At 46.9% G+C, this 19,676-nt stretch carries 20 protein-coding genes and 1 pseudogene; 16 read left to right on the top strand and 5 right to left on the bottom strand.

Translation table 11 applies throughout. From position 1 onward, the window contains the following. Positions 1 to 255 precede the first annotated feature (255 nt). Positions 256 to 1,146, top strand: coding sequence for a hypothetical protein (locus L463_RS00025; RefSeq protein ID WP_045325874.1), 891 nt, complete (start codon positions 256 to 258; stop codon positions 1,144 to 1,146). Positions 1,147 to 1,299: 153 nt separating this feature from the next. On the opposite strand, the gene L463_RS00030 is transcribed toward L463_RS00025, so the two are convergent. Both L463_RS00030 and L463_RS00035 read right to left on the bottom strand, forming a co-directional pair. Continuing rightward, entirely contained in the window at positions 1,300 to 3,303 is a 2,004-nt protein-coding gene (locus tag L463_RS00030; protein WP_032656029.1) for an AAA family ATPase, read from the bottom strand. Between the two features lie 10 nt (positions 3,304 to 3,313). Next, entirely contained in the window at positions 3,314 to 3,799 is a 486-nt protein-coding gene (locus L463_RS00035) for a hypothetical protein (RefSeq protein WP_032656026.1), read from the bottom strand. Positions 3,800 to 4,196: 397 nt separating this feature from the next. Here L463_RS00035 and L463_RS24455 point away from each other — a divergent pair, with 397 nt between their 5' ends. Both L463_RS24455 and L463_RS00045 read left to right on the top strand, forming a co-directional pair. Next, on the top strand, positions 4,197 to 5,063 hold the full coding sequence (locus L463_RS24455) for a hypothetical protein (RefSeq protein ID WP_050596932.1): 867 nt from the start codon (positions 4,197 to 4,199) through the stop codon (positions 5,061 to 5,063). A 111-nt stretch (positions 5,064 to 5,174) separates the two neighbouring features. Beyond that, positions 5,175 to 5,360, top strand: a complete 186-nt coding sequence (locus L463_RS00045; RefSeq protein ID WP_032656023.1) for a hypothetical protein — start codon at positions 5,175 to 5,177, stop codon at positions 5,358 to 5,360. 49 nt (positions 5,361 to 5,409) lie between these two features. Here L463_RS00045 and L463_RS00050 read toward each other — a convergent pair whose 3' ends face one another. After that, on the bottom strand, positions 5,410 to 6,684 hold the full coding sequence (locus L463_RS00050; protein WP_032656019.1) for a hypothetical protein: 1,275 nt from the start codon (positions 6,682 to 6,684) through the stop codon (positions 5,410 to 5,412). A 279-nt stretch (positions 6,685 to 6,963) separates the two neighbouring features. On the opposite strand from L463_RS00050, the gene L463_RS00055 reads away from it, so the two are divergent. The 5 genes from L463_RS00055 to L463_RS00075 all read left to right on the top strand — a co-directional run bounded on the left by L463_RS00055 (position 6,964) and on the right by L463_RS00075 (position 11,504). Beyond that, on the top strand, positions 6,964 to 7,464 hold the full coding sequence (locus tag L463_RS00055) for a HEPN family nuclease (RefSeq protein WP_032673389.1): 501 nt from the start codon (positions 6,964 to 6,966) through the stop codon (positions 7,462 to 7,464). A 12-nt stretch (positions 7,465 to 7,476) separates the two neighbouring features. After that, complete coding sequence (locus tag L463_RS00060) at positions 7,477 to 8,256, top strand: hypothetical protein (RefSeq protein ID WP_032673387.1); 780 nt, start codon at positions 7,477 to 7,479, stop codon at positions 8,254 to 8,256. 207 nt (positions 8,257 to 8,463) lie between these two features. After that, the gene (locus L463_RS00065; RefSeq protein WP_032673386.1) at positions 8,464 to 10,056 is read left to right on the top strand and encodes a hypothetical protein; all 1,593 of its coding nucleotides are present in this window, start codon (positions 8,464 to 8,466) and stop codon (positions 10,054 to 10,056) included. Between the two features lie 33 nt (positions 10,057 to 10,089). Then, positions 10,090 to 11,217, top strand: coding sequence for a DUF4238 domain-containing protein (locus L463_RS00070; RefSeq protein ID WP_032673385.1), 1,128 nt, complete (start codon positions 10,090 to 10,092; stop codon positions 11,215 to 11,217). Next, a complete protein-coding gene (locus tag L463_RS00075) occupies positions 11,214 to 11,504 on the top strand; it encodes a helix-turn-helix domain-containing protein (protein WP_032673383.1) in 291 nt (96 codons plus the stop codon). The genes L463_RS00070 and L463_RS00075 overlap by 4 nt, the downstream gene beginning before the upstream one ends. Here L463_RS00075 and L463_RS00080 read toward each other — a convergent pair. Next, a complete protein-coding gene (locus L463_RS00080; protein ID WP_020219159.1) occupies positions 11,494 to 11,697 on the bottom strand; it encodes a hypothetical protein in 204 nt (67 codons plus the stop codon). The two genes, L463_RS00075 and L463_RS00080, sit on opposite strands and share 11 nt — an antisense overlap. A gap of 614 nt (positions 11,698 to 12,311) precedes the next feature. Here L463_RS00080 and L463_RS00085 point away from each other — a divergent pair. From L463_RS00085 to L463_RS00105, 5 genes are all read left to right on the top strand, one after another. Then, positions 12,312 to 12,614 (top strand): hypothetical protein, encoded by a 303-nt coding sequence (locus L463_RS00085; RefSeq protein ID WP_032663671.1) that lies wholly within the window; start codon positions 12,312 to 12,314, stop codon positions 12,612 to 12,614. Positions 12,615 to 12,666: 52 nt separating this feature from the next. Next, positions 12,667 to 12,975 carry a hypothetical protein gene (locus tag L463_RS24770; protein WP_032673381.1) on the top strand — a complete coding sequence of 103 codons (309 nt, stop codon included), beginning with the start codon at positions 12,667 to 12,669 and terminating at the stop codon, positions 12,973 to 12,975. 27 nt (positions 12,976 to 13,002) lie between these two features. Then, complete coding sequence (locus tag L463_RS00095) at positions 13,003 to 13,332, top strand: hypothetical protein (RefSeq protein ID WP_032663674.1); 330 nt, start codon at positions 13,003 to 13,005, stop codon at positions 13,330 to 13,332. Between the two features lie 89 nt (positions 13,333 to 13,421). Continuing rightward, a complete protein-coding gene (locus L463_RS00100; protein ID WP_032663748.1) occupies positions 13,422 to 13,778 on the top strand; it encodes a hypothetical protein in 357 nt (118 codons plus the stop codon). Positions 13,779 to 13,882: 104 nt separating this feature from the next. Further along, positions 13,883 to 14,665 (top strand): site-specific integrase, encoded by a 783-nt coding sequence (locus L463_RS00105; protein ID WP_032663677.1) that lies wholly within the window; start codon positions 13,883 to 13,885, stop codon positions 14,663 to 14,665. Between the two features lie 947 nt (positions 14,666 to 15,612). Here L463_RS00105 and L463_RS00110 read toward each other — a convergent pair. Next, positions 15,613 to 16,818 (bottom strand): annotated as a pseudogene (locus L463_RS00110) (DUF1173 family protein); the annotation flags it as partial. Between the two features lie 78 nt (positions 16,819 to 16,896). On the opposite strand from L463_RS00110, the gene L463_RS0123090 reads away from it, so the two are divergent. From L463_RS0123090 to L463_RS00125, 3 genes are all read left to right on the top strand, one after another. Next, positions 16,897 to 18,044 (top strand): IS3 family transposase gene (locus L463_RS0123090; RefSeq protein WP_088581786.1). Its coding sequence is split into 2 segments (ribosomal slippage): positions 16,897 to 17,134 and positions 17,134 to 18,044, totalling 1,149 coding nucleotides; the frame shifts between segments, so codons are not numbered across the junction. Positions 18,045 to 18,334: 290 nt separating this feature from the next. Next, positions 18,335 to 18,961, top strand: coding sequence for a ParA family protein (locus L463_RS23950; RefSeq protein ID WP_032663680.1), 627 nt, complete (start codon positions 18,335 to 18,337; stop codon positions 18,959 to 18,961). A 44-nt stretch (positions 18,962 to 19,005) separates the two neighbouring features. Beyond that, complete coding sequence (locus tag L463_RS00125; RefSeq protein ID WP_032663682.1) at positions 19,006 to 19,233, top strand: hypothetical protein; 228 nt, start codon at positions 19,006 to 19,008, stop codon at positions 19,231 to 19,233. The last annotated feature ends 443 nt before the right edge of the window (positions 19,234 to 19,676 follow it).

Here is a 19,676-nt window from a genome sequence, read left to right as displayed (position 1 = left end):
CGTAAACCTGACGAACAACGCCACGACTTCATAGACCTAAAATCATGCAGTTAGGTTCTTAGCGTACATTTCCGCTCCATTGGGCTTCAAACCCCTTATATAAGAAGCTGGTTAAGCAGCCCTTCCGTTCGAATCTAGCTTTGCAAGCTTAAGGGGGGTTAATGCTGAACTTGACCTAGAATAAAAAAAAATTCACTATTGCTTTCTTCAACAACTTGAATGTCATCTTAAAAATAAATATTAAGGATTTCTTTTGTGGCAGATAATATAATTATTGATGAGAAAGAGTTAGTTACCTTAGTTGAAGTACCACTTGATATTATTGATCCTAATCATCGGAGTATTACTCCAGAAATGCGTAGAAAAATTTTAGCGCAACGATTCAGAAACCAGCTATATGCTGATGGCATCGAAACTGGACATCTTGAGGAGGTAAATGGAAAAGTTACTTTCAGGTCTAAGTTAACACTACCATCCTTTGCTGGTTTTGTCTTTGAAGCTTACTTGGTAAGTAAACTCAATGATAATAAAAAAATGGGGCAAGCCGCATTTACATGGTGTACACAAAGGTCAAGGTTGGCTTTATCGAGTGTATACGATCAATACAAAGCCATAGGGACTGGATTTATTAGCACTCATCAACTGCATCCCCATTTATATGCGCCTCACAGTAGTTCTGATATCCGTTTTGTTAGAAAAAACCCCCAAAGTGGGGTAATAGAAACAGCATTAATACATGGCACACACAACATTGCTGGAATTCAGGTTAAGGCTATAAAAGGAAACTTAAAAAGCCAAATTATTGATCCTTTATTACGTGGGCAATATTCTCACGTCATAACACTTCTGAGGGATTACTATGGAACACCTACACGAACAGTTTGTTTGCGCTGGATTAATTTTGGCGTGCGAGATGGAAGTATCACTTCACTACAACGTGAGTTTCTTGAAGATCGGATAAAAGGCCCTGAGTTTTTAGGTATAGATCAGCGCGATATTGATGACTACTATGACTATATCGAAGATTACCATAACGGGTACTGTTTACCTGATAAATCAATTTCCGATGCAACTTTCTCTGAGATTAAGCGGTACAAAGACCATAATGGGTTGTTAGTTCCTGATGACGTAGGAACAGAAATTTAAACAACTTGAAAGATAGAAGTAAAAATTACATCTTAGGCGCATACATAAACATTCAGATTTATCACGATAACAACCTTAATGAATTCATTCAAGAGTTGAAAGTATATAGGCCCGATTTATCGGGCCTTTTACTTACTGCTTAAGGATTAAAATTTAATTGCGGGCATTCATTCTTTTGTTTATCAGATCAAACAGCTTTTCAAAACGGTCCAGTTCTTCTTTGGACAATATCTGATTATCGCCATCTTTCATACGATTCATGAATGCGCGGGCGGGTTTGGCTTTCACAAAATGTTTCTTGTCTGCCGAGAAGGCGCTTTCAATCTGTTTGACAATCCGCGGTATTTTATCATTCAGTTTAAGAGTAGCTGGTTTCAGATCATAGCTTTCATCAACCATCTGAAGGAAAGTCTCACGATTGAAGAGATCTTCGATATCGCACTCGTCACGCTTAGACTCCAACGCATCAGAAACAAATATTACGTTCTTTCTAGTAAGCATGCCCTGCTGCTGAAGCTCAGTTGAAGTCTCCCGGCTTTGCTTCTCATCATCCAGAAGCACAACAACATTAAGATTCTGAGAGGACAGAAGAGAAACCATGTAGGATACGCGCTGTGCCCCGCCTGCAGGGGTTATGGTGATTTTGCTGTTCAAGCCTTTTCTGCCGACAGACGTCAGCACATCTGAAATTGTACTGAGGTACCAGAAATCAGTAACGCCCTCAACAATCAAATTATGGGAACCAATAAATAACGACTGTGCGATGTCATAACCCAGCGCGGCCTGCAACGGGAATAAAGTTGTGGAATCCCCGCTGGGATCGTTGGTCACCGTCGTACCCTTATCCTCTGCAATTGACACAGTTTTTATATCGGATATGTTTTTAATTGGTACAAGGAATGGAGAGTGAGTGGTATAGATAATCTGGTTATCAAAATCATTGGTAAGGTGATTAAGAAGATCAGCTTGAGATTTAGCATGCAAGTAAAGCCCTGGCTCATCCAGTAAAATAATAGCATTTTCTGCTGAGCCGCCCTTGGTATCAGCAAAAAATGTTATATAGAATGAGAAGAACCACTTAAATCCCCGGCTTCTTTCGTCCAGGTTCACCTCAACATCGTAGGCATTATTTGAATCCGAAACATATGTATCAAAATAATCACTGTCAACATTAAAACGGATTTTAAGAGGTTTATCCTGCCATAGCCTTCGGATTTCTGTCGTAACGACAGCTCCCGCTCTGTTTACAAGCTGATTTCGAACATCTGAATTATTTCTGTTTGCCGTCAGCTCGGCAGGGTCAATCCCTGCCACCTTGCAAAGTTTCTCAAAATTGATATCGGCATTAGTTAATTTGCCCTGCTGTTTACGATTATTATATTCAGCCATTTGATGGTGACCGTTCAGTTCAGGATATTCATCTACCATCACAAAGACAGGGATTTTTGTAAGAATCCATTCTCGTGCCCGTTGAGCTCGGGTAGAATCATTGCTTATCTCGTTAAGAGTATCCTCCAGTTCATCTAGAGCATCATCAGATTCCGACTTAAGCTCGATGTCATACTTAACCAGAAATTTTCTCAGCTCCTGAGGTTTACCCTTGGCCTGTTCTGACCAGCCAATTGGATCGTCCGGAATTGGAAGTAAGGCATTGCATATATCTCTTATAGCCTGTATATCAGGCTGGGTTTGTTCTGTTTTATTTTCGGGGTTATCGAAAAACAAATCAATTTGAGCCGTTATTTTACGGACTTCTTTTTTTATTTTTTGTACATCATATGCGAATTTTTCAAGCCCACTAAAACTGATGTACCTGAGTTTTCCATTGTATCGTCTACTGATGTCAACATAAGTAATATTTCGTGCACGTGGATAAATTGCACTGAGTTCCGCCAGTTCTGTCTCGGTTAATGTCCAGGTGGTATCTACAACGGGTGTGTCAGGAGTACATTCACTCAGTTTTCTATGCCTTGGGAAATCTTTTATATCATTGAGTTTGTCGAAACCTTCTGCCGGATTAAGGCTTTTAAGAGCAAGTAACAAATTTGTTTTGCCGCTTTCATTCCGCCCCAGAATTGCTGTCAGTTTCTCAGTGGTTATCACCCCACTGTCAAACACAGAGCGGAAGTTTCGAACACGAAAAGATTCCAGTTTCATCCATATTCTCCTATTTCAGTAATGCTGTGGCAATCGCCGTTGCGGAAGAAAGAAAGGCCAGCCCCAGAGCAGACCATATTTTAAGATTATTGGTTTTAATCTCGAAGCTGAGCCTTTTGTTCTGTTCTTCCACGGCAATCATCTTTGTCACGAGATCCAGCATAATACCCATCTCAGCCGCACTGACAGGAGGAGATTCACGGGCGTCAGTTTCATTATTCTTCCTTCTTCTGGCATAGCGGAGATGGATCATATACAGAGGCTCGCCCTGAGAACTGAGGTTGGAAGAGCGTCTGAAAAACGCCGGATAGGAAGCAAGTACTCGTTCCACCTCCTGCATATCCATACCTAGGCTATCAGCAATATTTCTTGGAGTTCTGCTGTTCCAGCGTTCATGCGCACCCAGATGCTGTATCAACGCTGTCAGATAGTGGAAATCTCTGACAAAAGAGGGCTCGTTATGAGCAGGTTCATTTGATTGCCGTGCAAATATCATATTTATCCTTAAAAGCTACGAACACTATTTACGAAAGCTTATCGGGAAGACCATGTCCTTCTACGATATGTGAGTCTGTATTTTAAACGGATTTTTAAATAACATCATTGTGGTTTTCATATCATTCGTGCTTACCGAAAAGATTCATCATTACTATCATAAATGTATTAAATGAAATGTTTTTTTGCTTAAAAAGCAATAATCTTCAATATACAATAATCTGTCTTCTTTATTGACTTTGATGCAATAATTCATCTCTTCTTATGCCGGGATCCGAAAAAAGGCAGAACCGGAACCGGGTAACACAGCAGCCCAAAATATTCCTCTCCTGTGTTACCGACATTCCCCTCAGGCGTGGACATAATGACCGTGACAGCAAAACTGATGAGGAAAAGAAATGAAATTCATCCCTGCCCGAACTGCCGCCGATGTGCTGGAGATAATGAAATCATACCGTGACGATCTACGTGAAAAGACATTGTATGAACCATCCTGGTCTGTGCTGGAAAGGCTCATTTCACGTGATACAGAGATGAATCCGGTATGGCATGACATTGCGCGACATGCGCTCACCGGTGAGCAGTGCTGGAATTTGCTGGCACAGATATTCCTGGCCGGTGTATACGGAACTGCTGAGCACCACAGGCGCCTGAAGGCTGATCACTCAAGACTGGCTTTCCTGAATGAGGGGATTGCAACTAAGGCCGCAGAACTCGGCAGAATGCTGACGGAACGGGAAGATATACTTAACCGCAATGCTTTTTACATAGAACATACAGCCCATATCGTCGATCTGATTGACGCAGCTTCTGGCCAGAACGGACATTACTCCTCTTTTTTGCGTGAAAAACTTGATGGCCTTCGCAGCCAATTTGATGGCAAATACTGGCCGTCGCTGCAGCAACTCCTGGAGGTGGTGGCGAAAGAAAATCCCGTGGCAGAGTTCATGGACCGGAGCGATGAAGCTGTCGTGCATGCAAGGGGAGTGGCTGTTCCGGATTTCCTGCGTCGGCTGTTCAGTAATTTTCATGATATCCGGGTAATGAAAGGGGATCTGCGCACTGCACACATTTATTTGCCGGCAGATTTCCGGCTGACTGACTCAAGTCTGGCGACACTGGCCACCGTTTCACTCGATCTCGCAGAGCCTGTCTCCGTGGACAGTGTCAAGATGCTGCGTAACAGACTGTATGATGCGGGTTATCCGGGGGCCTGGGCGACTCCTGCTACGATTTCCCCGGGGAAGACTGGCAGCAGCGTGTGAGGCAAAAGATTCCCGGAGCGGAGTCAGAGGGCGGAGAACGAAATGAGACGATGCAATAACGGAGTCGTGACGGCAGGATCAGGGGGTAATTAACTCCGTGAGGACAAAGCAATGAAGAGAACCCGTCAGGAAGTTGTGGCACGCTGGCTGGCCAGCCGTGCACCGGAACAGCGCACCGGTAATGAGGCGCTGATCTTCTCGGATGAATGCTGGGCAGGCGGTTTGCGTCTGGCCGCCAGCCCGGTTGTTCACTACGAACTTGTTATGGCCGCCATTCGCAGGACGCTGATTGACTGAATGGTATAAAAAAAGGCCCCCGGAGGGACCTTTTTTGAAGGGGTACATATTAGTCGTGAAGAAAATCACTGCTGAGCAGGCGGGCCTCATCCGGAGTGAGGAAGTCAGATGTCATGTCTGCAAACCGCACCGGATCTGTGATGGTACCGAAGCTGCCAAACTCTTCGCGGATCTGGCGCAGAAGACTATCCGGAAGCTTGCGTGCAGCACGGCAGGCACGATCAAACATATTGCCCGTCCCGACCGGACTGTCCACTAAAGCACGTCCGGTATACGGCAGGTATTTTTCCAGCATGTCCTCTGCGTAACGGATGGCCATACCCGGCTCAAGAGCCGAGGTTTTCAGCGTACCCCTGGGGGCGACGCGGGGGTTCAGTAGATAAACGGCCCCGAGTGCGGCCTGGTAGAAAAACTGCTCCCACTTATCGTAACGCCAGCCAATGCACAGCCCGTAGTCATACTCTTCAGCCAGTTCGGAGTCTTCCTTAAACGACACAACACCGGTCGCCGGCATTTCAGCGACTTCACGTTGCCACTCGTAGAACGGGATCTCAAAGGTGCGTTCACCACACGCCATATCGCCGTAGCGTTTTTCAAGATCAACGAGCAGGAAATACAGGATAAACGCGCGCAGGGCATTGCAGTCGGTATCCCACTGGCGGGGTGACTGGATAAGCGTCTCCGGGGCCTTGTCGAGGATCTGCTGTGCCTGTTCCTGCGCGCCGGCATTAATCCCGCTGGCATCTTCCTTCAGACGGCGAAGCATGGTCAGGACTGGCTGATTAAGCGTCATGGCCCCGACGGCGGTGCGCATCTGGTAAAGAACGGCATCGAATGTACCGTCAAGGACGCTGGCAATGATGCGATCGCCCCAGTCCGGGTTCCGCTCAGTCCAGGTCACCACCGAAGAGGCATCGCCATGCCGGCACAGGTAGTTATGCACCTTACCCGGGAAGGATTTCAGTACGTAGTTGAGGCTGGTCGGGAAACAGGCGCTGTAGATCTGGACGGCCGGTACCACCTGGGCCGTCATGCCATAGTCCATCATGGTGGTAATGATATGGCTCATGGCACCATGAGTGGTGGCATACAGGGGGGAACCCTTTAACCCCAGAGCCTCCAGTACAGCTTTGCGTACCGGTGGTGCAAGCTCGGCATTCGCCGGCTGTTGATGGATGAATCGTACTAACTGGTCATATTTCATTTTCTCAATCTCCAGGCGGTCCTGATCTGAGCGCGCGATCAGTTTAATTTCAGTGAACCCACTGTTCTGGGCAGTTTCGCGATTTATCCTGCCGCGTTCAGGTGATGATTTTGCGTTCATTTATGTAAGTCCTGCTACATGGATTATCTTCTTTTTAAAAAACCGTTTGCGAACGGTTTTAAACAAAATAACCTGGAAAATTTCTAACAGCAACAAGCATTTCTGATAACCATATATATTCTTTTTTTTATGTTTCTTATGTCTCCTTATACCTTTTCCATTAATCGTGTATCTCCTACTCCTGAGATCCGATTTCTGGCTTAATCGGAAATGTCGTACCAGAGCCGTCAGGCTGACCGGATGGTATAGTGGATTCTCGAACCGGAACGGGAGGGTTAGATGGGAAATTATTCAGATTTTGAGACCGATTTTGTTCAGCGAACACTGGCGCTTATCGATCAATATAACGAAATGATTGAGGTGCAGGGCAAGCCATTCAGGGAGCAGTACAACTACACGTTGACCCTGAATTGCCTTCTGGGTCTTATTGTTTTACCGAAAGAGAGGGCGCTATCTTTCCTGCCTGCCGACCGTTTAACGCTGCAGCTTAAAGCTGAAATGGGATTACATGAGTCACAGTTGCCCGGACCGGAAATGAACCTGCGGGAGTTGATCCATAAGATGCGGAATTCAGTGGCTCATTTTTGTGTCCAGGTAAAGTCAGTCAGCGATGCACACCTTGTAGACTGGATTGTTTTCAGAGAATCCCATGGAGATGGGGACGTCTACGCCAGCTTCAGCGCTCCGGAGCTTTTACCCTTTCTGAAATATTATGCGACCCTGCTGCTCGACAATATGGCCCGCCGTGGAGCCCCAGCTGTTAACGTCTTGGGTTTGTGAGGGATTTACACAATGTTGATTCTCGATTGCTCCTCACGATCTCAGGCGCTGCTTTCACTTTCCTCCGGTTTTGGTTGCAGTGTAATGGAGCTAAAAAAGGTTTTGTTATCTCTCGATCTTGAACAGATTTACGAGACGGATCATTCCATCATGATCGACTCGCAACAATATCTGAGAGAGTACGCATGTAGGGAGCTGGGTTCTCCGGGCAAGTTCACCACCGCATACTGGTTTCACGGTACCCGCACTTCAGCTGACAATACTTTTGACAGTGGTTTACTTCCGCTGAACCAGACTGAGTCACTGGTGATGGATATGCTGGTAAATCTCGCACCAGACGTTGTGGTCAAAGAGAGATTGCAGGCGTGGAATTTTCATGCTGGCGTACCTGATACTCTCTTCCGGACGCGCACCAGAAACGAAATGCACTGGGGGCCATACGGGCACCTTGTACAGGAGGTTCATTTTCATGCCCGCAAACTCTGGCAGCACGATTATCTGCGGCTACCGGAGCTGGTAGAGGATGTCTGCAATGCTTACCAGAAAAAGTATGGGCAGGATCTTACAGAACATTATCTTAAGGTACTGAAACCCTGCATAGTCTGTTTCAGGGCAGATATTGAGTATGAAAAAGGTGCATTTGAAGCCGCGCTGAGTTACGCATACACGTCCGTTAGAGAATTGCCGCCGGATAGCGGTGCAGTGTTCGGTATTGATCGACATGGTATATCTGTTTGTCTCGATGAAATTGTGAACGTTGAATTCACGAAGTTGCATGAGCTTGATGGCTGAATCTTTTAGGTTGTACCTGTCATCCATACTACGTTTGTAAGTAACAGTGTTTCCTTCAGGATAAACTGGTTTGTGACAGATAATCTAAACAGCCTTATATATGTCTTTTAAGTTACTGTAATTATTTAACTAAAACACAGGCTTTGTTGTTTAGCAGCTCAAGTGTATTGTTATTATTAAATACGCAGTGTGACAAGCGAGCAAAAGATGACATCACTTATAGTTACTTCGTTACGCAAAACCGGTCCTTGCCTTAGCTCTGTACTTGTAGAGGAAATGCAGAAAACCCAGGGAGTTAATCGTGATACCGCGCGCAAACAGATTTCCCGGGCGGCTTCTGCAGGGCAGATCCACTGTGTTGACAAGCTTTTCCCCAAGCGCGAACGATTTATTTATCTGAAGCAGCAGTATGGTACCGGGCGCTTCTGGTCCAGTCTCAATACAGCCCTCCTTGATACCGGATCGGCCTACGGTCTTGCCCTGAGTTGCCTCCGGGCTCGCGGGGGGATCCTGCCGGTCAGGCATTTTCCTTCTGCCTGCGGTTCACCGGTAGCAATGAAAAACAGATTATCATGGAAGTCAGTTCTGGACGGTCTGCTTCAGTACAAAATGGTCAGGTTCGTTACGTTACCCGGTCTGGGGGAGTGTGTGGCCCTGACAGAAAAAAATGATAACGGGTATCAGCGCGCGCTCCATCCCCTCAAAGCGAGGCTGCTTACAGAGTCCGTTCTGATGAAATCCCTGAGTCAGTGGGTCCGACATAACGGTATCATCAGTTACGACACGCTGCGCACACGGGAAGAACTCGATTCAGATCAGGCGCCCTGTGTGGCAAATTTTGATTTTGACGTCACTGCTGCATCCTATCTTAATCCTCTTCTGCAGTTCTCCCGGTCAGGGGAAATTCGGCCTGGTTTCTTTGTCTGCGATATGCTTCTGGGCTGTAAGCTCAGTCTTGTGCACCTCCAGCCCTTTATTACAAAATGTCGTTCAATAAACAGCCTCAGGAACAGCCCAAGATGCCTGTTTATGTTTGTTGCCGACGAATACAGCGAAGAAGCTTTTCTGGAAATGAAGCGTGCCGGGATAATACCCGCGACACCGGAGAATCTGTTCGGAAAAGACTTTGCTGATGCACTCTTTCAGTTACGGGATCTGGTTGGTTCAATAACGCTCAGCTTAAGAGATAATATAGCCGCAATAGATGACATCATGTCCAAGCTTGAGAGTATTGCCGGAGTAACCAGTCAGCTTCAGGGGGATTTATTTGAATATATTGTCGCTGAGACCGTGCGCATAAACAGTAATGATGTTGAGGTTGGTAAAATATGTAAGTCAGAGAGGAAGGGGACTGCAGAATGCGATGTCCTGAGCCGACAGGGAAATGCAAAAATCACCTTTATTGAATGCAAGGGTTATAAGCCCTATTCGACAGTGAAACATGAAGATGTGAAAAGATGGATTGGTAAACAGGTGCCGGTATTCTTCGATTATGCCAAAAGGGAATACCCCAATGCTGAAATTAATGTTGAGTTATGGACTACTGGTAAACTCGGCGATGATTCTAGAGAGTCTCTTCGTAAGTTTCAAGAAAATAACTCAACTAACCAGCGTTATAATATAACCGTCATAGAGCCGCATGAGGTCCGGATAAGAATAAAGGCAACCTGGAATGACGCTCTTATCCGGGTTTTTGAAAAGCATTTCCTCAGCTATCCGGAAAAAATCGTTCGCCGTAAACATGTTCCCGAACCCGTCAGACTTGCAGGTCACGATGAGGCAACAGAATTCGACTTCTGATGCGGTATACCTGTTTAATCAGTGAGAAATTTTATGGACTACACAAAAAATCAGCATGTACTTTCTCAGTGGGTGCTACGCAACTTTCGCAGCGACGACACAGCCCTGTCTGCAAAAGAAAAGCAGCGAGTATGGTGTCACACCGTGTATATGACGCCTGATAAAGAAAACGTTCTTCACACGCAACCTCTGCCAATATCCAGTGTGGCAGTATCGAAAAACTGCTTTCGTCTTATTGATGCTGAGACAGGGCAGCCTTTCGATATTGAAGACGAACTGGGTGTCTACGAACGCCTGACCGCCGGGATCGTGAACGATATCATTCATGAGCACAATTTCTCACGCCTTCGTCACACGCAGCCGGAAGATTTTCCGGTAGAGAAACTCGCCAGTTTTGCGGTGATGCAGTTAATGCTCAATCTGCACAATCCACAAAATAAAAATCCGTACAAGCATGAAATGCTCGAACAGTTCCATGCAGATATACAGGATCACTTATCAGAATACATCCATTCGATAAATCAGTTGCCTCACACAAATCCTGAGTTAATGGACGATCATTTCTATCTCAAAATTTTGCGCGTTGCTAATTCAGTTTCTTCCGAAGAAGATAAAAGCAGAGCGCTGTTTGTTTTGTTTGGACTTTTATCAATTCTGAATAAACCAACTCTATATGACAAAATCAATATATTAAGAAACAAGATTTTTGCTGGTATCCATACCATTGAGGTTATTCATACAGGTCATGATTTCGACAGCACTGAACCCAGACCGGCATTCGCAATAGCACCCAATATCTTTTGTCTTTATAAAGATGAAAACAGAATTTATCTTCCTTTATCCCATAACTTTACTCTCAGCTTTATTACTGGCGTTGCATCATATTTCAATCCGCGAATAGACGTTTTTTCTCCTCGTCCCGAGCAACTAAAATGCAGCCAAGACCGGAGCCTAAACTTTTTCAAGGTCTCGTTTGATTACATTGACAATGTAATGACAACAATCGATATGTATAATGTTGGCTCTTCCAGTACTTTTTATTCAGCCTATGAGCTAAGCAAGCTTAATGAATATCTGGATAAGCAGGATTTGGATCATGCCTATTATTATACGCCGGAAAACCCTGTGCTTTGGCAATCTGCTCAGGAGGATGAATTATGAATGCGGATGCCGAAAGGTATTTCAGCGATCTTATCGAGGCCAAAAAGTTTAATGGCTATACGCTGGTCAGCGGAGAAGACTGGCAGAAGCCCACAGTCGACGAAATCCAGCTGGTCAGGGGACTTATCTCCCTTACTGACAGCCAGCTGGCCAACCGGCTGGCTGTGAACGAGCGGACAATCCGGAAGTGGAAATCAGGCCAGACCAGTATGGTGTACACGACCTGGTGCTGTCTGTGCTGGCTGGCCGGGCTGGGGATGCCGCTCGATAAGATTATCAATGGCTGAAGATACGTTTCCAGATGCGTCTGAAAATGAAGCGTCTCTGATATCGCCAGTGAGAACGGTAAATATGGGGGAGACGGTCATAGTTTTTCCAGAATAATGTCCAGCCCTGATACCCCTTCACTACTAACTGAATGATGCAGCCGGTTTGAAAGATGCCATATGCGATGGCGGTGAGGATGAGAAATACAGTCATACGATGTTCCTTATGTAAAACTGTATTTAGGAAATCCGACGCGGCCTTTAAGGCCGCCTTCCAAAAAAAAATGAAAAAAAGTTTTCCCAGACCTTTTGTTGCGATATTGTCACCACCATTCCATTAGTTTTGCTTACTAAGCAATAATCTCCACATCACAACAATTCACCGTTTTTTGTGCTTATTCTGCAACAATCTCTCTCTTCTTCTCCCGGGATCCGAAAACTCATTGTTCCGGATCTGCCTCAGGCGCACGGGCGCGCTGCGGCGCAGAAACACAAGATGTGCCACTCTGTCAGCTGCTGTTTCTTCTATATGTTGTGTTTACCCCCTTCCCCGTGACCCGTCGCGCAGGGGCAGATATTGCCGCTTTGCTTATTTCGTGTGCGTGGTACACTTCCGGAAACTGTTGAATACGCAAAAAATCGGATCACACCGAAACGGCCATCCGGTAATTTAACGACGTGGCTATATGGCTGCTTATTATCAGCCTGAAAATGATGACGGCAGGGGAAAATCCTCAAGCGTGACATTCAGGCGTGTGAGCAGGGAATGATTGCGCATGGTGATTATTTCCATGAGTATCTCTTCAAATGCTTCAGGAGGATCTTTGAATGCAGGTATCGAAATACAGAACAGCTGACGCGTTAATTCAGGAACTCCATGATGAAGGACACGATGTCATCTATGAGCGAACTACTGAATATCCGGTTCTGAAAGGGGTCGCCCAGATCCCACCGGCAAAACATTTACTCACTCAGGAAGGATACGTCGTCGGGATCTTCGTTGAACCTATGGGAGGATGGCGCCGACGTGAAAGCGATGACTGCGTCAGTGATGAACCGGGTATTGAAGACAACCCTTTCAAGGTTAAGCACGATGTTAATGCGACCCGGAAAATAATCCGACGCATTTAGGAAGACACTTTCAGCAAGGCGGGATTTCTCATCAATTTAAGGAAGCAAACACATGGGAATGTTTGATACGGTCAGATTCCGGTACCGGATGCCGGACGGAGTCACCGGGACGGACTTTCAGACCGACGATCTGGACTGCGAGTGTGAATTTTACGAGATTTCCGCTGAAGGCCGCCTGCTTCGCTGGATGGGTGACGGTACGCGAACCGATACCTGTTTTGACGGGATGCTGACCCTCAGTGCCGGTGACGGTTATCACCTGTATTTTGAGCAGGGGACACTGGCGTGGATCGAGGTGTATTCCCAAGGCGACAAGCGCTGGCCGTTTGAGCCTGGCCGTTTTATACCGGACCCGGTCTGACAGGGTTTCTCGATAAAAGGAACGCGAATGTGTGATTTATGCAGGGCGGAGGGAAATTACTTCCATACGCCGGAATGTGTGTATGACCAGCTGGTCAGTGAGTATCCCGTGATGTGGCTGCGGGACTCGACCCGGATCGGCGCCTGCTACACCCTCCGTGAACTGCTGTCGCCGGAAGGGATGGTACTGGCCATACAGAACGCACCACCGATGAAGGGGTGGCGGCTTCGCATGCGTTACAACGAAGCCATTGACGAAGAAATTAACCCACAGCACGGTGACTGTATCGAGCTGGCCTCCAGGGCGGACGCCCTGCTTGCCTTCCGGTCTTTGCAGGATGACACCGCGTCAGCTTAACCGAGCGGTCCACACAACAACCCTTTAGCCAGTAAACAGAAAACCAGATGAACAGAACCGATGATGACCCACAGACAGAAACGGACGTGATGGCCACCGCTTTCAGCACCATGCGCAAGTACGGCATGAATATCCTCACCGCCACCCAGCATATGAATATTAATGCTTACGTGAAATCCGATCCGCGGATGCCGAGAACGCGGCTGCGCCGCTACCTGGGCCAGTACGGCCTGCGCGGTGAGGCGCTGAGCAGGGAGGTCAGACGTATCGTTGCCGGACCAGAACGACGCGACAGCACGCTGCAGGAAGGGATTTACTATACGTGGCCCTATGGCTGGGAGCCTGCGGATTTCACGCCAGTGATGAGGCGCATTTTTCGCGGAAAGCGCACCCGTCACCTGATGATTTTTGATGAAATGCCTAAGCTGTTTAGCGAACGAGGATAAGCCGGAATGAACCATGACATCAGTGTGCTTGCGGGTGAGGATTACGCGCAGAAAGCACTGGCACGACTTACACTGAAATACCTGTCCAGCGGGGACAACAAGCAATGATGCCGGCAATACCTGGCCAGGGCGTTTCCTTTTCTGCCGCGCAGCTGCCGGTGGCCATCGACTACCCCGCCGCGCTGGCCCTGCGCCAGATGGCACTCGTTCAGGACGAACTACCGAAATACCTGCTGGCGCCGGAAGTGAGCGCCCTGCTCCACTACGTCCCCGATCTTCACCGTAAGATGCTGCTGGCCACCCTGTGGAACACCGGCGCCCGTATTAACGAAGCGCTGGCCCTGACACGGAGTGATTTTTCGCTGGCACCGCCCTGGCCGTTCGTGCAGCTGGCCACGCTCAAACAGCGGACCGAAAAAGCCACCAGAACGGCCGGCCGCGCTCCGGCCGGTAGTCTGCCCCATCGTATCGTTCCACTTTCCGATCCGCAGTATGCCCGCCAGCTGGAAATGATGGTGGCCACCCTGAAAATTCCGCTGGAGCGCCGTAATAAACGCACCGGCAGAACCGAGAAGGCACGCATCTGGGAAATCACCGACAGGACGGTTCGGACCTGGATAAATGAAGCTGTTGATGCGGCTGCCGCCGACGGGGTAACGTTTTCGGTACCGGTTACCCCGCACACGTTCCGTCACAGCTACGGGATGCACATGCTGTATGCCGGCATTCCGCTGAAGGTGCTGCAGAGCCTGATGGGACACAAGTCAGTCAGCTCTACGGAGGTCTACACGAAAGTGTTTGCGCTCGATGTCGCGGCACGGCACCGGGTGCAGTTCCAGATGCCAGGCGATGAAGCGGTGGCGCTGCTGAAGGGAAATGGCAGGTGACTTCGGTCAGTGCAGTCACCGCCCGGCACAGGCTGGCGTATTTCTGCAAGAAAAATAAATACGACCAAGCAAAATATTTTATGGTCATTTATTCCGATAGTGCCGAAATGTCCAAGGAGAATGGCATTTTTTGTGTATCTGTTGTTTAGTGCAGATGGTAATCCGATGACGTCTTCTTTGACTGGACAGAAGATCCTGTGCGTCCAAGTGAGACAACGAATAAATTGACGGAATCCAGATAGCACAAAACCCCGGATGGTAGGCCGGGGTTTTGATTTTGTCGTTGCTGACTGGTGATCAGCCTCGGCAGGATGGTGAACTTCCTCTTAGCAACTTCACTATAATACAACCTTAATATTCGATCAAACATATTGGCAGCTATAGGATTTATCCTTATAATTCCATCGCTAAGAGAAACAAAGTCATGCAATAGTACCGCTAGTTGTTAGTTGTATCCTTCAAATGAAGGTAAGTAGTACTTTTAAGTTAAAGATCAGTTCATTTAATTCTCCTATTAATTTTATGAATTTGTTATACCAACCAGTGTTCTCCCTATCGGCAAGCAGGTAGCAAGAATGCAAGCCCTCTATCAGCGGGTGGTGCCGGATAGCCTCGGCGGTGGCGTGGTGAACTTCCTCTTAGCAGATGAAGGGCATAACCGGATGGGCGTTTTATAGGGATGGGGACTGCTTAGTAACCAACGCACCACAGAGATGGAGGTGCGGGATGATTGAACATGCTATTGCTATAATCAACCTAGTTGCGGCAATTGCCCAACTAATCAAGAGTTTCCGTTAAGGTGCTCAGCCAGTACCAACTGGTAAAACATAAAAGTTTATAGCCGTCCTTCTGGGCGGCTTTTTTGTGGCCGCTGGACAGAATCACCTTCCCGCTAAAGCAGTTTTGCAGGAAGGTGATCCCTTTAGATAGCGGCAACGCGCAAATCATTATTTGATGATATCATGATATAATGATTTCATTTTCTTTGGCAAAAGCGATTCTATACTGTCTACAGATGTTCGAGTTGCATCCCATGCTAACCAACCAGTTGCGCCATAATTTGCGTTGTACCATCTTTCCTTTACCATCCGATGTTCTTGATAATCAGGAGTGTTCATCCCCCATATTTCCACAGGAATTGGTAAATGGTTATCTGTAGAAACATCAGTGAGGCAAAAATCCGCGAGGTATTCATGAGTGGATGAATCATAACGTAGGGGTTTGTAAAACGATCGCTCCAGCTCGAATAGCTTTTGTTCAAACGCCCCTTCATTCAATGAATCAAGTGGTATGTAGCGATCACTTACCATCATCAGGGCCAGCTGTCTCACCTGGGCTGATTTTGCACCAGGAACATCCGTAACAGCGATTACAAATACCTTCATCCCTTTCATCCAGCCATTCACAGCATTTGGGAATCTGCTTAACGCAGACTTCCATCTGTCATCATCAAGCCCCAGAAAAGGCATGCCGGAAAAGTCACGTACAGGAAGTCGATTTAATCCATCCATGTAATTTTCAGAGAACTTAGCAAGCTCAGCAATAACTACAAGACGTTGTTTATTAACTTTCGCACGTTCGACAGTCATGCTGTTTCTTCTGCTATCGCTGGAGTTCGTGTAGGCCGGAGTGAGCAGAACGTCAGATAATTTTGTTTTGCCTGCTTCTATCTTTTCTGCCTGCTTAAACAAGTGATAACCCAGTTTGGTGGATGAACGCATACCGTTCATTTTAGGTACCCATGTGTTATAGCTGGTTGTCTCCCAGATAAAATGCAGAAGACCAAGAATAGAAACTGTGTCGCGTTTATTGTTCCGTGAAGCATCACCAGAACGCAGAGAACTATCTATGGGAGTTGACGGACCGGTTACCTGCAATGGGTAATCAAGCTTAATATTGATTGTTCCATCTGGCTTCTCTTTCAATGCGTCCTGTGTATAACACCCCTGCGGCCCTTCAGGACTGAGGCTACTATAGAATCTGCAGTCCTCTCTGTGTTTTATACCCGTGAGTGGGAAGCGAGCTAAATGATGTTTCTCCACTCGGAGCCTCACAGAGAGTGGCAATTCTTTACCCGTACATAAGCAAGCGGCATATGAATTACAGTCTCGCGACTTTTTAAGAGCCACCTGGAACGGTGTCGTATTCGATGAATCATCCTGCCTGTCTGAATCGCCACGGGTTTAACAGACACCTCAGAGTCATTTAAGATGGCTTAAAGAGAGGTGCCCATGAGCGGTAAGCGTTATCCCGAAGAGTTTAAAACTGAAGCAGTCAAACAGGTTGTTGATCGCGGTTATTCTGTTGCCAGCGTTGCAACACGTCTCGATATCACCACCCACAGCCTTTACGCCTGGATAAAGAAGTACGGTCCGGATTCTTCCGCTAATAAAGAACAGTCAGATGCTCAGGCCGAGATCCGCCGTCTCCAGAAAGAGCTGAAGCGGGTTACCGACGAACGGGACATATTAAAAAAAGCCGCGGCGTACTTCGCAAAGCTGTCCGACTGAGGTACGCCTTTATCCGTGACAACACCTGTTGCTGGCCTGTTCGCCTGCTCTGTCGGGTGCTGGATGTTCATCCCAGTGGTTTTTACGCCTGGCTTCAGCAGCCGCATTCACAACGCCATCAGGCAGACCTGAGACTGACAGGACAGATTAAACAGTTCTGGCTGGAATCGGGATGCGTCTATGGTTATCGCAAAATCCATCTGGATCTGCGGGACAGCGGGCAACAGTGCGGAGTGAACAGAGTCTGGCGACTGATGAAACGTGTCGGGATAAAGGCTCAGGTCGGATACCGGAGCCCGCGGGCACGTAAAGGCGAGGCCAGTATCGTGTCGCCCAACAGGCTCCAGCGACAGTTCAATCCGGATGCTCCGGATAAGCGTTGGGTAACGGACATAACCTACATCAGGACCCACGAAGGCTGGCTGTATCTTGCCGTGGTTGTTGATCTGTTCTCACGCAAAATTATCGGCTGGTCCATGCAATCCCGGATGACAAAGGACATTGTCCTGAACGCACTGCTGATGGCTGTATGGCGCCGTAATCCCCAAAAACAGGTGCTGGTTCATTCGGATCAGGGCAGTCAGTACACAAGCCATGAGTGGCAGTCGTTCCTGAAATCACACGGCCTGGAGGGCAGCATGAGCCGTCGCGGTAACTGCCATGATAATGCGGTTGCAGAAAGCTTTTTCCAGTTGTTGAAACGCGAACGGATAAAGAAAAAGAGCTACGGAACGCGGGAAGAAGCCCGCAGCGATATTTTTGATTACATCGAAATGTTTTATAACAGTAAGCGTCGGCATGGTTCCAGCGATCAGATGTCACCGACAGAATATGAAAACCAGTATTATCAACGGCTAGGAAGTGTCTAGATTATCCGTGGCGATTCAATCGCCACCAAAAAAAGCAGGCTCAGATTTATCTCCAAAGTAGATTTTCAATGTGTACTGTTTCATAAACTATCCTCGCGCACTTAATCATGAAATCATTACATCATGCTTTCATTGTTTTGCAATGTATTACTATCAGTCAGTTACATTAATCATGCTATAATTATATCATTAAATCATGATTTCATCTTGTTAAGTTGTTCGATTTTGGGCAATATGAGAAGTGGGATGTATGTGTTTAATGAAATCATGATTTAATGAAGGTGGTTAATATGGGAAAGGTTATATCGATCGTTGGTCAGAAAGGCGGAGGTTCAAAAAGTACCAAAGCCAGAACACTTGCTGTTGGGTTTACTGAAGCTGGATGGAAGACTCATCTGGCGGATATAGACACGAAGCAACAAACCTCTCTGAAGTGGACAGAACGACGCGAGAACAATGGTCTAAGTCAAATTGACTGCGCTCTTTACCGCCGGGTAGATACAGCTGTCAAAATGAAAGATAGCTGCCATTTGCTTATCATTGATGGTCGTCCTGCAGCAGAGACAACATCACTGGATGTGGCTGATGAATCTGATCTCGTGATCATAACCACTGGGACCACAATTGATGATCTGGAACCTTCTCTGGAACTTGCCCGCGAATTGATTAAAAAGGGCATTGAGAAAAACAAAATCGTATTCATTGTCGCTAAGTCACCATCTCAGTCGCAGGGCGAAAAAGCTCAGGAAACAATCAAAGCGTGGGGCTTCAAAGTTCTCAATACAATCATTCCATTCAAAACCAGTTACGGCGAGGCTCTGGATGCGGGGCGTGCCCTCCATGAAACTCCTTTCAAATCCTTAAACGAAACGGCAAAACAAATGATTGAAGAGATTCATGATATCATTAACTCATGATAGCATGATTTAAAGATTTCATTATTTTGGACATGAGGAGTTCTATGAAAGCCCCAGGAAAGTCAATAAAACTAGCGCCTCCTAAGGAGGATGAGCCAACTCTGGATGTTACCGGAAAGGGAGCTGCGCCTGATTCGTCGGTTAAACCTATCCAAATCAAAGTGCCGGTATCTAAGCATAAAGAGATGAAAGCTTACGCGGCAGAACAGGGAATATCGATGACAGATATGCTCCTTGCAGGATATGAAATGTATCGCAATAAAATGAAATAATGAAATCATGATTTCATTTCTGGGTTAACCACTCAGCCCCTCCCCGCCTTCATGAAAGGATGAAATCATGATTTCATCCTTTCATCTAAGTATATGCACTCCAATCGCCTGTCACCTCGCTTACTAAAGAGTACAAAGCTATTTAATGATTGCATGAAATCATGACTTCATGCTTATTATGGCGGCTCCAGATTATTTATCTAGTCATATCTCTTTGGCGCACAGTTGCGACTCAAGATTAATCTTTGCAGACTCCGGCCGCAGATCATTCTGCCCATAGAATCGGTGTCCTGTGGGAAACAGGTCAACTTTGTAGCCCCCCGGAACTGTGGGAAACACGTCAACTTCACAGACATCCCGGAATGTGGGAAATAGGTCAACTTAGCAGACGGCCCGGACTGTGGGAAACACGTCAACTTCGCAGACGGCCCGGACTGTGGGAA

Origin of the sequence: Enterobacter sp. BIDMC 27, from assembly GCF_000534415.1 — a bacterium.
GTDB lineage: Bacteria > Pseudomonadota > Gammaproteobacteria > Enterobacterales > Enterobacteriaceae > Enterobacter > Enterobacter hormaechei_C.
This window is presented reverse-complemented; position numbering and strand designations above follow the sequence as displayed.